11 protein-coding genes are annotated in these 13,120 nt (G+C 66.0%); 4 read left to right on the top strand and 7 right to left on the bottom strand.

Annotated features, from left to right (window positions below; genetic code table 11):
• Nucleotides 1–88: 88 nt before the first annotated feature.
• The 7 genes from ACVWWQ_RS10480 to ACVWWQ_RS10450 all read right to left on the bottom strand — a co-directional run bounded on the left by ACVWWQ_RS10480 (nt 89) and on the right by ACVWWQ_RS10450 (nt 8,111).
• Complete coding sequence (locus ACVWWQ_RS10480; protein ID WP_457383387.1) at nt 89–976, bottom strand: hypothetical protein; 888 nt, start codon at nt 974–976, stop codon at nt 89–91.
• A 44-nt stretch (nt 977–1,020) separates the two neighbouring features.
• Complete coding sequence (locus ACVWWQ_RS10475) at nt 1,021–3,261, bottom strand: M1 family metallopeptidase (RefSeq protein WP_166669696.1); 2,241 nt, start codon at nt 3,259–3,261, stop codon at nt 1,021–1,023.
• Between the two features lie 112 nt (nt 3,262–3,373).
• Complete coding sequence (locus ACVWWQ_RS10470) at nt 3,374–5,068, bottom strand: diflavin oxidoreductase (RefSeq protein WP_133947573.1); 1,695 nt, start codon at nt 5,066–5,068, stop codon at nt 3,374–3,376.
• Nucleotides 5,065–6,093, bottom strand: coding sequence for an FAD:protein FMN transferase (locus ACVWWQ_RS10465; RefSeq protein ID WP_133947575.1), 1,029 nt, complete (start codon nt 6,091–6,093; stop codon nt 5,065–5,067). Before ACVWWQ_RS10465 ends, ACVWWQ_RS10470 begins: the two co-directional genes overlap by 4 nt.
• Before the next feature lie 5 nt (nt 6,094–6,098).
• A complete protein-coding gene (locus ACVWWQ_RS10460; protein WP_133949260.1) occupies nt 6,099–6,911 on the bottom strand; it encodes a DUF4198 domain-containing protein in 813 nt (270 codons plus the stop codon).
• 29 nt (nt 6,912–6,940) lie between these two features.
• Nucleotides 6,941–7,456, bottom strand: a complete 516-nt coding sequence (locus ACVWWQ_RS10455; RefSeq protein WP_099653662.1) for a DUF2271 domain-containing protein — start codon at nt 7,454–7,456, stop codon at nt 6,941–6,943.
• Between the two features lie 13 nt (nt 7,457–7,469).
• A complete protein-coding gene (locus ACVWWQ_RS10450; protein WP_133947577.1) occupies nt 7,470–8,111 on the bottom strand; it encodes a PepSY-associated TM helix domain-containing protein in 642 nt (213 codons plus the stop codon).
• Nucleotides 8,112–8,304: 193 nt separating this feature from the next.
• Here ACVWWQ_RS10450 and ACVWWQ_RS10445 point away from each other — a divergent pair, with 193 nt between their 5' ends.
• From ACVWWQ_RS10445 to ACVWWQ_RS10430, 4 genes are all read left to right on the top strand, one after another.
• Nucleotides 8,305–8,994, top strand: a complete 690-nt coding sequence (locus ACVWWQ_RS10445) for a response regulator (protein ID WP_133947579.1) — start codon at nt 8,305–8,307, stop codon at nt 8,992–8,994.
• Nucleotides 8,991–10,427, top strand: a complete 1,437-nt coding sequence (locus ACVWWQ_RS10440) for a sensor histidine kinase (protein ID WP_099653665.1) — start codon at nt 8,991–8,993, stop codon at nt 10,425–10,427. Before ACVWWQ_RS10445 ends, ACVWWQ_RS10440 begins: the two co-directional genes overlap by 4 nt.
• A gap of 102 nt (nt 10,428–10,529) precedes the next feature.
• The gene (locus ACVWWQ_RS10435; RefSeq protein WP_457383386.1) at nt 10,530–11,990 is read left to right on the top strand and encodes an efflux transporter outer membrane subunit; all 1,461 of its coding nucleotides are present in this window, start codon (nt 10,530–10,532) and stop codon (nt 11,988–11,990) included.
• Entirely contained in the window at nt 11,990–13,120 is a 1,131-nt protein-coding gene (locus ACVWWQ_RS10430) for an ABC transporter permease (protein WP_133947581.1), read from the top strand. Before ACVWWQ_RS10435 ends, ACVWWQ_RS10430 begins: the two co-directional genes overlap by 1 nt.

Below are 13,120 nucleotides of genomic sequence, written 5' to 3'. Positions count from 1 at the left end.
TGCCGCCGCGAGCGCCGCGGCAAGCCAACGGAAACCCCGATTGATTGCAGATGGGTCGCGGAGGGCATGACCGCCCTCCGCGACGGCATCAAAGCGCTGGTGGCAACCCGCCGCCCATGCGCGAACTGCCTGTGCGCGATGAAATCAGCGAACGCGCCACCTCGGCCAGCGCGAACAGTCGTGCCACGCGCACCCAACCGATCACCAGCACCACCAGTTGAGCGAGCAACACGGCAATGATCAGTCCGGCGACGCCCACGGCTGGCGTATGCACACGTCCGATCCCGATCGCCATGGCAATCGCGTAACCGATCACGCTGATCAGCAGGTAGCTGAGCAAGGTGCTGAGCGGGCGCCGCAGCAACTGCATGAAGCCGCGGCCCAGGGCACGCGTGGCCGAACGCAGCCCGCTGTCCGCCATGAACGCGGCACGACTGGATTCGACGATGCACTGCGCCAGCACGAACAGCACGCCGGCAACGAACAACGCCAGGTGCGCAGCCCGCTCGGCCTGCGATTGCAGCACGGCCTTGTCGCCGGCGGCATCGGCCATGTGCATCGCCACGCCGATCAGGGCGCCCATCACTAGGTAGGGCAGGATCGACCACAGCATCAGCCGGAACATGCGGCCATATTCGACGATGCCGCACTGAAGCAGATGGCTGAAACCCAGCGTGCGACCGGCGCGACCCGTGCCGACCACCATGCCGTTGAGGAAGGGCGACAGCAGCGCGGTCAGCAACGTGCCAAGCAAAGCCACACTGCCAAACCACACAGGGATATTCAGCACCGTCATGGCGTCACCAACCATCGTCGAACTGAGTCGGGTGGCCCACTCCTGCACGTGGATCGAATGGTCAAGCGCACCACTCAATGCCCGCCACAACGGCAAACTCACCACGGCCGTCGGCAACAACAACAGCAACACCCACAGCAACAACAATCGCCATTGCAGGGCGGCGAAGGGCGCACGCATCAGCGCAGCCGAGTCCACCCGGCGAGAATTCCGTCCAGTCTTCATCACAACGTCCCCATCAAGGCGTACACGGTCTGAAAGAAGGAGGCGACGTCCGCACTCCAGCGACGCGAGGCTGTTCCATCGGCCTTGATAGTCCGACTGTCATTGAAGGTGTTCGTGTCCAGCAGGATCTTCTGCCCGGGATCCACGGTCGCCGATACCGCCTTGACCGGTTTGGTGAAAGTGATCCGCTTCCAGCGGCTGGCGTCAGCCCACTGCACCGTCTCGCTGCTGTCGTCTGCAAACTTGATCAGCACGGTGCGTGGCAAAGCGGCTCCGGTGCGGCGAACGGTGATCGTCGACAGCCACGGATACGGCCCACCGTATTTGGCGTCCTTGTTGGATTTCTTCCATGCCGCCCGGGCATCGTCGATCTGCTTGTCGACGTCCTTCGCGATCAGCGTGATGCGCTTGCCGTCGCGCAGGTCAGTGCCCGTACGCGGTACCTGCTCCTCGTTCTCGATCGAGACGACGCTGGCGTCAACCTTGTCGGTGCCATAAACCTGCGAGGCAAAGATCGCATTCACCAGTTCCGGCTTGCCCGAGCCTTCGGCCAGCGCATCGCGCAGGTCGGCCGCATCCGGGTGGCGGAACTTCCAGCGCTCGTAGTACAGCTTCATCGCCCTGCCCATCGCCTCGCGGCCGAGCAGGTTTTCCAGCGTGCGCATGGCCGCTGCAGTGCGTGAATAGACCGAACCGTAGCTGTTGCTGGACATCCGGTCCCACGAATTGGAATCGAGCGAATCAGATGGTGTGTCGATGAAAGCAACACCGAAGTTCCGCTCGGCCTCGAACGGATTCAGACGCGGCGCAATGCCAAGCCAGCTCAGCAGGGGCGTAGTGCTCCAGATATCCTGCTTGCGATCCACCAGCATGCGGTCGTCCCAGTATTCGTTCATGCCTTCGTCGAGCATCGGCTCCTCGAACTCGTTCGAGCCGAGGATGCCCATGAAGTAGCCGTGGCCAAACTCGTGGATGGTGACGAAATCGATCCCGTACTGGCTCAGCGTGTCCGGCGTGATCTTGTTGTAACCCTCGGCGGTGAAAAACGTCGGGTACTCCATGCCACCGGCCTCATCGGCGTTGTACGGCGGCACCACGGCGGTGACCGTCCTGTACGGGTACGGGCCCAGCGTGTCGGAGAAATAAGTCAGCGAATCCGTGCTGGCCTTGAGTACCGGCTGCGCACTCGCTTCGTATTCGGGCGGATAAATCACCTGCACATCGACCTTGGGACTGCCCGGCCCGTTCCAGGTGGTGTGCTGTACCTTGTAGCCCGGCGCGGCGACCCAGGCGAAGTCCTCGACATCGGTCTGCACGAAATGGTGGGTGACCTTGTCGCCGTCGGGCACCGGTGTGCCCTGCTCTTCACCCACCGCACCCACGGTGTAGCCCTTTGGCACGGTCAGCTTGACGTCGTAGTTGCCGTAATCGGCGTAGAACTCGCTCTGGAAATGGAATTCGTGCGCGTTCCAGCGCGGCGCGGTGGCACCGCGTTCACCAGCCAGTTCCAGCACGGCGATTTTCGGAAACCACTGGCCGACCAGATGGAAGTCACCGAACCAGCCCGTGCGCTCGACCACCCGCGGCAGCTGATCATGAAAATCGATATCCAGGCTCAGCGTACCCTGCGCCGGCACCGCCTGCGGCAGGTCCAGTTCGACGACGGTGTGGTCGGTTTTCGGACCGCCATCGGGATGCACGAAGCGCCAGCTCACGTCCTGGCCACCCTGCTGCACCTTGTGCAGCTCGATGTAACCCCACTCGCCTTTCTTCAGGCTGGCGTTGCCGCGCGAGTGGCCGCTGCCGGAAAACATGCGCCGCTCGGTGAAGAAGGTGCTGCCCGGGCCTTCGAAGGCATTGAGATACAGGTGCAGGTAGATCTTGCTGACCGGCTGGTTGCTGCGGTTGCGCCAGGTCATCGTCTGCTTGGCGTCGACCGTGTGCGTGGTCGGATCCAGCGTGGCCTCGATGGTGTAACTCACCACCTGGTCGGACAGGGTCGCCGGATGATCGCCGCGCGGTCCGCCCCATGCATCGGGTGCGCTGGGCACCTGAAAATTGGCCGCGTCGGCCGAAACGAACGGAATGTCGGCAACGACCGAACTGGCACTGGCCGGCGCGCTTGCCGTCGTGCTGGCCGATGCCGGCGCCAGTGTTTGCGCCAACGTCATCACCGGCAACGCCGCAACCGACAAGGTCACGGCACACAGATATCCCCACTTGCGTGCAACTGGCCGCATGTTGTCACTCCCCTGGACAATTCGTACAGATTGCGCCCGTCGGGGAAACGGGACATAGGCCATTCGTCATGCGCCGCGTGCGAAAGTTCCTGCCGCACCAGGGCTTGCCTGGTCAGTACACGTCGCGCCGATAGCGCCCCTGTTCGCGCAGTTGGTCGACCTTCGCGGCCCCCAGCACGTCGTGCAATACCTCGTCGACGCCGGGGGCGAGTCCGTCGAGACTGCCGCAGACATAGATGGCCGCGCCGGCGTCGACCCAACGGATCAGTTCGCCGCCCGCCTCGCGCAAACGCTGCTGCACATGGATGCGTTCGGCCTGGTCGCGCGACCACGCAAAATCGGCGCGCTCGATCCGGCCCTGCGCGATCCAGTCTTCGATCTCCTCGCGATAGAGGTAGTCGTGTGCCGCGTGTCGTTCGCCGAACAACAGCCAGTTGCGCCGGTGACCAGCTGCAATGCGTGCCTTCAGCAAGGCGCGCAGTGCGGCCAGGCCGGTACCGTTGCCGATCAGGATCATCGGCCGTCCATCGCGTGGGGCACGGAAGTTCGGGTTGCTGCGCACGCGCAAGGCAATCTCGGTGCCGACGGGCGCGTGCTGGGTGAGCCAGCCCGACCCCAGGCCGAGGTAGCCACCCCGACCACGCATCTGGCGCACCAGCAAGTGGAGCGCGCCGTCTTCCGGCAGCGAGGCAATCGAGTACTCCCGATGTGGCAGGCGCTGCAGCAGTGCGGCAACCGCCTGCGCATCCAGCCCGTCGACCTCATCGGCGTCGGGCAGCCGGCTGCGTGCCAGCAGGTCAGCCAACGGCAATCGCTCCTTTTCGTACGACACCGGTACGCGGCCATCCAGTTCCTGCGTCGCCAACCAGGCCGCCACCCGCTGCGCCGGATGACGGGGGCCGATCTCGACCAGATCGCCGGCCTGCCAGTTCGCGCTGCCATGCCACGGTTGCAGCGCCAGGTGAAAGCACGGCTCGCCGATGCTGCCTGCATTGAGCAGGCGACGTTCCGTCAGGCGCCAGCGCTGATACTTCGGTGCCTGCCAGTCGGGCAGATCACTGACACCGGTCAGCATCGCCAGGTGATGTTGCCAGTGGCGCAGGCTCGCTTCGTCCTCACTGTCCACTTCCACCGGATCGAACAGCGCCCGTGCCCCACTGGCCTGCAGCCAGCGTTGGAGTTGCCGGCCGAAGCCGCAGAAATCTTCGTAATCGCTGTCGCCCAGCGCAAGCAGGCCGTAGCGCAAACCGGCGAGCGCTGCCGGCTTCTGCATCGACAGTCGGCTGAAGGCCTGCGCCATGTCCGGCGGCTCACCGTCGCCGGTGGTGCTGGCGACGATGAGCACGCGCCCGGATTCGCGCAGTTGGTCGACCGTGATGCTGTCGATGCCATCGACGCGCGCCGAGATGCCGGCAGCCTGCAGGCTCTGCAGGGTCTGTCGCGCCAGCTGTTCGGCGAAACCGGTCTGGCTGGCGTAGATCACCCGTACCGCGACGTCCACCGGCACGGCACGCGCGACACCGGCAGCATGGGCGGCGCCCGCGCCCGCCGGAGTCACCGCCACATCAAGCAGCCCGGTCGGCTTGCCGCGGACCGGCACCCGCCGATAGCGCAGCCAGCCAGACAGGGCGAACCACGCGAGGGTCACCAACGCACAGGCCAGCCAGCGCTTGCTGCCCGGATCGCGCCAGGTCAGGTCATCCACCTGCAGCAGCAGGAGCAGCGCGCAGAGCAGGCCGAACGCACCCAGCAGCAGCGCACTGCTGACCGCTGCACGTTTCGCCGTCATCGCTTCGAGCGGATTCATGGTCGCAGCTCCTCGGCAAAGGCCGGTGACATGCGCTGTTCGAAACCCTGCGCCGTGCGCACGATCGTCAGCACGGCCAGACCATGCTGGCGAGCGTAGGCCATGCCCCGCTCCGCGCCGAGCACACTGAGCGTGGTACCCAGCGGATCGGCCTGCAGGCAGTCGTCGGCCAGCACGCTGACCGAGGCGAGCTCGTGCTCCACCGGATAGCCGCTGCGCGGATCGATGTGATGCGAATAGAACTGCCCGTGATCCTCGAACACGTGTCGGTAATCGCCGGAAGTGGCGATTGCCCGATCGACCAGCTGGATCGTTTCCACCAGTTCGTCCGCGTTGATCACGGCACCTGCCGCGGCGTCCGGTCGTTCAATCCCGACGCGCCAGGGCAACCCGTCGGGCTTGCGGCCGCGTGCCTTCAGCTCGCCGCCGACCTCGACCAGCCAGGATGTCACGCCCATCCGCTGAAGGTAGCGACCGACCTGGTCGACGCCATAACCCTTGGCTGCGGCGGACAGATCCACCTCAAGTCCGCCCGGCTGCCATGCGCGACGGGTCACCGGATCCAGTTTCAGCTTCCACCAGCCGACGCGTTCCTTCGCTGCAGCGATCGCCGCATCCGTGGGCGGCTGGCGCGTTCGCCGGTCGGGACCGAAGCCCCACAGGTTCACCAGTGGTCCGACCGTGGGGTCGTAAGCGCCGTCGCTGTCCTTCGCCACCTGCAACGCATGCTGCAACACGCTGAAGAACTCCACGGGCAGGGCCTGCCAGCTGCCTGCCGGCGCGCGGTTGAAGCGCGACAGATCCGACTGCGGCAGGTACGTGCTCATCTGCCCGTCGACGCGATCCAGTTCGGCCTGGATGCCGTGCTGCAGGGTCTGCACCGAGCGGGACGGCGGCAGCAGCAGTCGCACCGACCAGGTGGTGCCCATGGTGCGGCCGGCCAGCTGCGGCAGTGGCGCCGCCACGGCCGACGCAGCGATCACCCACAGCAACGACAGGCAGACGGCCAGACGTGGAAGCGACATCACGCTTACTCGGGCAACACCTCAAGCGTGGCCGTGTACGACGCGCGCCGCTTGCTGGCCAGCTTGGTGCCACTGTGGTTGTCCTGGACGGAGGCGTTGATCCAGTACATTCCCGCGTGCGGCCAGGTGAACTGGAACTTGCCGTCCTTGCCGGTCTGGACGCTCAGCTCATCCTGCGCATTGCGGTAGCGCGTGGCACCGGCGATCGCGGTGACCTTGAGGTCGCCAGCAGGCTTGCCGTCCAGCAGCAGCTGGAACCGGGCCGGCTCGCCCGCGACCAGATCGGTGACGTGGGTAAGCGGGACCAGTTCCAGTCCCTGCCCGCTGGGCTTCAACGCCGCGTCGTTCGGTTTGCCGTTGCTGACAAACGTTTCCACCCGGGTGCTGGACGCCGTCACCTGGACGTTCCTCGCGGCCTTGGGAATCGCCGTCGCCAGTTCGTCTGCGGTGCCGCGCCAGCGCTTCTTCTGGCCGTCCATTTCATAGTTGGCAAACAGGCCCTGATTGACCAGCGCCAGCTTGTAGGTTCCCTGCTGGGTCAACTGAAGGTCGAACACGCTGCGAAATTTGCCGGTGGCTTCGCTGGCCGGTTTGGCCGTCTGGCCATCCGGCGCGGTGATCACCAACTGGTCGAGCGATGCGGCGTGGTGATCGGGATGGAACAGGTCGTTGGAGATGGCCGCATCCACCGTCACCCACGGATCGGCGCCGGCGACGTTGGTCGCCGATGGCAGCAGCCACATCTTGTGCGCCGACGCGGCCAGTGGCGTGGCGATCGCGGCGGCAAGGATGATCCATTTCAGCGTGCGCTTGTGCATGTTCGCTCCAGGCAAGGTGTGGGTCGGGTTCATGGGTTGATGTCCAGGCTGACCGCGCCGAGTTCGCTGCTGCCCTGCGCCGCCAGGTGTTGCGGGGCGGCGCCCGGCCAGCTGAACGGCACGCGCACCACCTCGCGTCCACCGACTTCGCGCGCAGCCTCGACCACCAGGGTGTAATCACCTGCAGCCAAGGTGCCCAGCGGCGCCTGGCCGCTGGCGAATTTCAGCTGGTGTTGCCCAGCCGGGCGGGTGGCGCCGGACACGCCGTCCACTGGCAGCGAGATCTCGCGGCCACCGCGCCGCCACCACTGGCGCAAGTCGGGCAACCATTTGCTGCCGGCGCCTTCCTTGCTGTCCTTCTGCGCGTACCAGACGGCCAACTGGGCGGCCACGCTGTGGTCGGCGCGCTCGATCCATATCGCGGCGTACGGCCGGTGGTATTCGGCCACTTTCTGTTCGCGAATCTGCACCGTGAGGTTCAGCTCGGCCGCCGCCAGCGGGCTGGTGATGATCAGGACGAGACAGGCAAGCAACACACGGCGCATGGGGACATTCCGTTCAATGGATGAAGATCAGTGCCAGCAGTACCGGCAACACCAGACCCAGCGCCACCAGCGGCCAGGTGGAGGTGCGCCGCGTGGCGTGGAATTTCAGCAGGAACAAGCCGGTGATCGCGAAGACCAGGCAGGCCAGCGCGAAGACATCGAGGAACCAGCTCCAGGCCGCGCCCGCATGACGTCCCTTGTGCAGGTCGTTGAGATAGGCGATCGCACCACGCCGGGTCAGCTCGTACTCGACGGCGCCACTGGCGCGATCAATGCTGAGCCAGCCATCGCCACCAGGGCGCGGCAATGACAGGTAGATCTCGTCCGCCGACCACTCCGCCGTGCGACCAGCGACATGGTCGTGCAGCTTCTCGTCCAGCCAGGCAGCCACGGAAGAAGGCAGCGCCGCCTTGCGCTCGTCATCGCCGGCGATCGCCGCACGCAGCGACGTCGACAAGGTCAGCTGGCGATGGCTCACCTGGGGTGTAGCCTCGACCTGCGCCGCATGATTCAGCGTGATGCCGGTAAGCGCGAACAACAAAAGAGCGATCAGGCACAATGCCGAACTGATCCAGTGCCACTGGTGCAATTGCCGCATCCAGAACGCGCGGCGTTGCAATTGAAGCGGTTCGGCAGGATTTTGCAGCTGACCCATGGTTGTCCGTGTTTCGCGCGCCGCCGGTTGCGCCGGGAACTGTGGCGCACAGGCAGGGTCTGGATGAGCGCAGAATCTTGCATTCCGATCGCCCTGAATATCCGGCATTAAACCGTAAACAAGAATCAATCGCAACTACTCGCGGCCGTGACGCACGGCCGCACGCTGCATTCATCCACCTCGGGAGTATCCGATGCGTATTCTGCTGGCCGAGGACGACTCCTCCATCGCCGAGGGCATCTGTGCGTCGTTGCGCCATGGCGGTCACGCCGTGGACCATGCCGCGCGCGGCAATCTGGCCGACGCGGCCCTGCGCGACCACGATTACGACCTGCTGGTGCTGGACCTTGGCCTGCCCGGGCTTGATGGCAGCGAGGTGCTCAAGCGGCTGCGCAGCCGCGGCACCAGCATGCCGGTGTTGGTGATCACCGCACGCGATGGTCTGGCCGAACGCATCCGCGTACTCGACCTGGGCGCCGACGACTATCTGGTGAAGCCGTTTGCATTGGCCGAATTCGAGGCGCGCGTGCGCGCCCTGCTCCGACGCGCCAGCAGCCAGGGCAAGCCGGAACTGCAGCTGGGCCGACTGCGGGTGGATCTGCCCGGTCATCGCGCCTGGATCGAACAGACCCCGCTGGAGCTGACCGCGCGCGAGTTCGGTCTGCTGGAGGCGCTTGCGCTGCGTGCCGATCGGGTGACCAGCCGGGCGCAATTGGTGGCCGCCCTGTGCGAATGGGACCAGGAGCTGACCGACAACGGGCTCGACATCGCCATCCATCGTCTGCGCCGCAAGTTGCGCGCCAGTGGCACGGGCGTGCGCACCATCCGCGGGCTTGGCTATCTGCTGGAGGAAGTGGACGAAGCAGGAAACCCTTCTCCATGAAATCGCCTCGTGCTCATTCCTTCCGACCCAGCCTGCGTCGGCGTTTGCTGCTGCTGTTGCTGGTGCCCATGGGCATTCTGCTGCTGCTGGATGCGATGTTGAGTTACGGCGTGGCACTCACCTATTCCAACCGGGTGCACGACCAGGATCTGCGCGAAGACGCGCAGACACTGGCCACCATGGTGAGCGATCAACAACCGGGCGACGAACTGTCGCCGCAGGCGCGCTTCCTGCTGGAATACGATCCGTCGGGCCGCAGCTATTTCAGCGTGCGCAGCAAGCGGCGCGGTCTGCTGGCGGGCAATGGCGCCTTGCCTCAACCCGCAGAGATACCGCCAATCGGGGCGCGTCCGACGCTGTATGACACGCATCTGGCAAAGCGTCCGTTGCGAGCCGCCACCGTGCAGGTCGCGGCCATCCAGGACCCCGGCAACAACTTGATCATCACCTTTGCCGAAACCCTGCATGACCGTCACCAGCAGGCCCGTGACATCCTGCTGCTGGCGACGGTGATGCAGACCTTGCTGATCGTCTGCGTGCTTTCGCTGGTCTGGTTCGGCGTGGGTCGCGGCCTGCGCGTGCTGGATCCGCTGACCGCGAGGCTGGCCGCGCGCGGCCACGAACTGACCCCCATCGACGCTGACGATGTACCTGCGGAAATCCAGCCGCTGACGCAGACCATCGATGCGTTGTTCGGTCGCCTGCGCAACATGCTGGCGCTGCACGACCGGTTCATCGCCGACGCCGCCCACCAGTTGCGCACGCCGCTGACCGGCCTGAGTCTGCACGTCGAGCACGCCCTGGCGGACCCGCGACCCGAAACGGTGAACGACGCACTCCAGCACATCCAGCGCTTGACCCGGCGGGCCACGCGAACCTCGACGCAATTGCTGGCACTGACCCGCGCGCAGGCACCGACACTGGACACCGGAGAGAATCGGCTGCTCGATCTGGCCCGACTGATTCCCGAAGCGGTGGCGCAGCGCGTTCATGAAGCGATCCGGGCCGGCGTGGATCTCGGCTACGAAGGTGCCCCCCAGGCGCGGCCCATCATCGGCGACGCCGCCAGCCTCAGCGATCTGCTGGACAACCTGATCGACAACGCGGTGCGCTATGCAGGCCGCGGCAGCGTGGTCACCGTCAAGCTGCGCGGGCACGCCGATGGCAGTACCAGTCTCAGTGTCGAGGACAACGGCCCCGGTGTGCCGGCCGAGCTGTTGCCGCGCTTGAGCGAACGTTTTTTCCGCGCTGCCGGCAACAATGAGGAAGGCAGCGGACTGGGCCTGGCCATCGTCAAGCGCATCGCCAGGCGGCACCATGCCAGCCTGACTTGCGAACGGGTCGAGCCGCACGGCCTGCGTGTGGAGGTGTGTTTTCCCCCGACTGCCTCGCATTACGCCCCACACATGGACGACAACCTTCAAGGCAGTTAACCGGCATGAACCCTTTGCTCGGTATCATTGCAAAGTGGAAAGAAAGATTTCCCTGCCACAATCATGCCAACCCACGGACACATCCCAGGGAATTCGCGCACCGTGCCACACCGACTGACCAAGACCGCATGGAGAGATCGCTGGCGGCTCTGGCTATCTGCCGCCGCGCTCACCATGCTGGGCGGTTGCGCCGCACCGCTGCCGCGGCTGGACCCGCCGATCCCCGCACAATGGCAAGGTGAGATCGCGAGCAGCTCGGCCCACCCCGTCGACCTGCACAGCTGGTGGCGCAACTTCAACGATCCCGCGCTTGACGCCCTCGTCGAGCGCGCGCTGGCTGACAACCTCGACCTCGCACAGGCCGTCGAACGGCTGCGTGCCGTGCGCGCCATCCACTCGCGCTCCGGCGCACGCTACCTGCCGGCGCTGCGTGTCAGCACCAACGACGTGATCGATCCCGACGCCAGTGCCTCGTATTTCCTGATCGGCTTCGATGCCAGCTGGGAGCTTGGCTTGTTCGGCCGCGCCGAGGGAACCCGGCGCCAGGCACAGGGCCAGCTCGACGCCGGCATCGCCGACCTGCGGGCTGCCCGCGTAACCCTGGTGGCCGAGGTGGTACGCGAATGGATCAACTTGCGCACCGCGCAGCAGCAAGAGCAGCTGTTGCAGCGGATCAGTGAGTCGCGCCGGCATGCGCTGCAGCTGATGCAGACCCGGCAGCGGCTCCAGCTGACCGCGCCCGACGCGACCGACCGGGCACAGGCCGCGCTTGCGCAGGCCGAGTCGGCGCTCATCGCGCCCCGCGAGGCGATCCATGCCAGCGCATGGCGACTGGCCGTCCTGCTCGGCCAGAACCATCCCGACCCGGCGACGCTGCAGCCAGGCTCACTGCCCGAGCTGGGCAGTTGGAAAATCGACAGCGCCCCGGCCGACCTGTTGCGCAGCCGACCGGAGATCGCCCGTGCCGAAGCCGACGTGCTGACCGCGGCGGGCGAGTTGGCCACCGCCCATGCCGATCGCTTCCCACGCATCGGTCTCGGCGGCTCGATCGACTGGTCCACCGACATCAACAACAATCGCCGCCACACCACCACACCCAACGCCATTGAATCGTTCGGACCCGAAATAAGCATTCCGCTGTTCGACTGGGGCATCCGGCTGGCTGAGGAACACGCCAGGGATCACCAGTTGAAAGCCAGCGTGCTGGCTTACCGGCAGGCCGTGTTGCAGGGCGTGGGCGAAGTGCAAACCGCGCTCGGCAGCGTGCAGCAGCAACGTTTGCGCGAACAGCACAGCCTGCAGGCCTGGCAGGCATTGCAACGGGCCGATCAAACGATGCAAAAGCGGGCTGCGCTGCAACTGGCCAGCCCGCTCGATCGCAACGAAAGCCAGCTCGCCGTGGACCAGGCCGCCATCGACCTGGCCGAGGCACGTGCCGGGCATGACCTTGCCTACGTCGCGTTGTTCAAGGCACTTGGCGGCGCACCGCTGCCCGCCGCTGGCGATCCGGACGAGACGGAGGGAGCCGTGCATGCCGACGCGGCTGCCGAGGCGACGCACTGATGGTCGCTCTCGCTCGCAAGACGCTGATCTACGAATGGCGACGTTTCCTGCCGGCGATGCTGGCGGTCGGCTTTGCCGGCCTGCTGCAATTGCTGCAGATCGCCCTGGTATTGGGCATCTTCGGCAGCACCAGCCTGTACGTCACCGGTTCGTCCGCCGATGTCTGGGTCGGCTATCCCGGCACCCAGAGCGTCGGGCTGGGTCGTTCGATCGACGCCGATATCCAGTCGCACATCCTGATGGACCCGCAGGTACAGCGGGTCGAACCGTATCTGTGGGTCGACGGCGACTGGCGCGGGCCACGCGAAACCGGCGGTGTGTCGGTGTTCGTCTCGGGCATCGACCCGGCGGCTGACGGCCTGATGTTCTCGAAAGCTCTGCCGCCCGCACTGCGCGCCCGCCTGGCCGAACCGGACGCCATCATCATCGACCGTTCCGCGCTGGACCAGTTGGGCGTCGACATTGGCCAGAGCGCCACCATCAATGGCCATCCTGTGCACGTGGTCGGCATCAGCAGCGGGCTGCGCGCACTGGGCGGCGTCAACGTGCTGTGCTCGCTGAATACCGCCCGACAACTCGACAATGACGTGACCGACAACGGCCCGACCTACCTGGTGGCGAGCCTGCGCGACCCCAACCAGGCCGACGCGGTGGCGCAACGCCTGCGCGGTGCGACGTCGTTCGGCCCGTACACGGCCTGGAGCGCCGGCGACTTTGCACGGCAATCGGTGCACTACTGGCTGTTCGACACCGGCGCCGGCGCCGGCGTGATGTTCCTTGCCGGCATCGTCTTCCTGGTCGGCGCCGCGATCACCAGCCAGACCCTGATCGCCGCCGTCAACGGTTCGATCCGTGAATACGCCACCCTCAATGCGCTCGGCGTGGGTGTGGGTGCGTTGCGCAAGGTGGTGCTGGAACAGGCCTTCTGGGTCGGTGCGCTGGGCCTGCTCGGAGCCAGCGTGCTGGGTATCGTGCTGCTGCTGCTTGCGCGCGGCCAGGATGTGCCGGTGGTGTTGAGCGTCCCGGCCGCGCTGATCTGCATCGCACTGGTCATGGGCCTGGCCGCCGTCTCCGGACTGGCCGCCATGCGCAGCCTGCGCCGCGCCGATCCGGCCACCTTGCTGAGATGA

The organism is Rhodanobacter sp. TND4EL1, from assembly GCF_054061035.1.
This window is presented reverse-complemented; position numbering and strand designations above follow the sequence as displayed.

Excerpts from the sequence above, each read along its gene's own strand:
- ACVWWQ_RS10480 (WP_457383387.1), bottom strand. The coding sequence starts at position 976 with ATGCGTGCGCCCTTCGCCGCCCTGCAATGGCGATTGTTGTTGCTGTGG.
- ACVWWQ_RS10475 (WP_166669696.1), bottom strand. The coding sequence starts at position 3,261 with ATGCGGCCAGTTGCACGCAAGTGGGGATATCTGTGTGCCGTGACCTTG.
- ACVWWQ_RS10470 (WP_133947573.1), bottom strand. The coding sequence starts at position 5,068 with ATGAATCCGCTCGAAGCGATGACGGCGAAACGTGCAGCGGTCAGCAGT.
- ACVWWQ_RS10465 (WP_133947575.1), bottom strand. The coding sequence starts at position 6,093 with ATGTCGCTTCCACGTCTGGCCGTCTGCCTGTCGTTGCTGTGGGTGATC.
- ACVWWQ_RS10460 (WP_133949260.1), bottom strand. The coding sequence starts at position 6,911 with ATGCACAAGCGCACGCTGAAATGGATCATCCTTGCCGCCGCGATCGCC.
- ACVWWQ_RS10455 (WP_099653662.1), bottom strand. The coding sequence starts at position 7,456 with ATGCGCCGTGTGTTGCTTGCCTGTCTCGTCCTGATCATCACCAGCCCG.
- ACVWWQ_RS10450 (WP_133947577.1), bottom strand. The coding sequence starts at position 8,111 with ATGGGTCAGCTGCAAAATCCTGCCGAACCGCTTCAATTGCAACGCCGC.
- ACVWWQ_RS10445 (WP_133947579.1), top strand. The coding sequence starts at position 8,305 with ATGCGTATTCTGCTGGCCGAGGACGACTCCTCCATCGCCGAGGGCATC.
- ACVWWQ_RS10440 (WP_099653665.1), top strand. The coding sequence starts at position 8,991 with ATGAAATCGCCTCGTGCTCATTCCTTCCGACCCAGCCTGCGTCGGCGT.
- ACVWWQ_RS10430 (WP_133947581.1), top strand. The coding sequence starts at position 11,990 with ATGGTCGCTCTCGCTCGCAAGACGCTGATCTACGAATGGCGACGTTTC.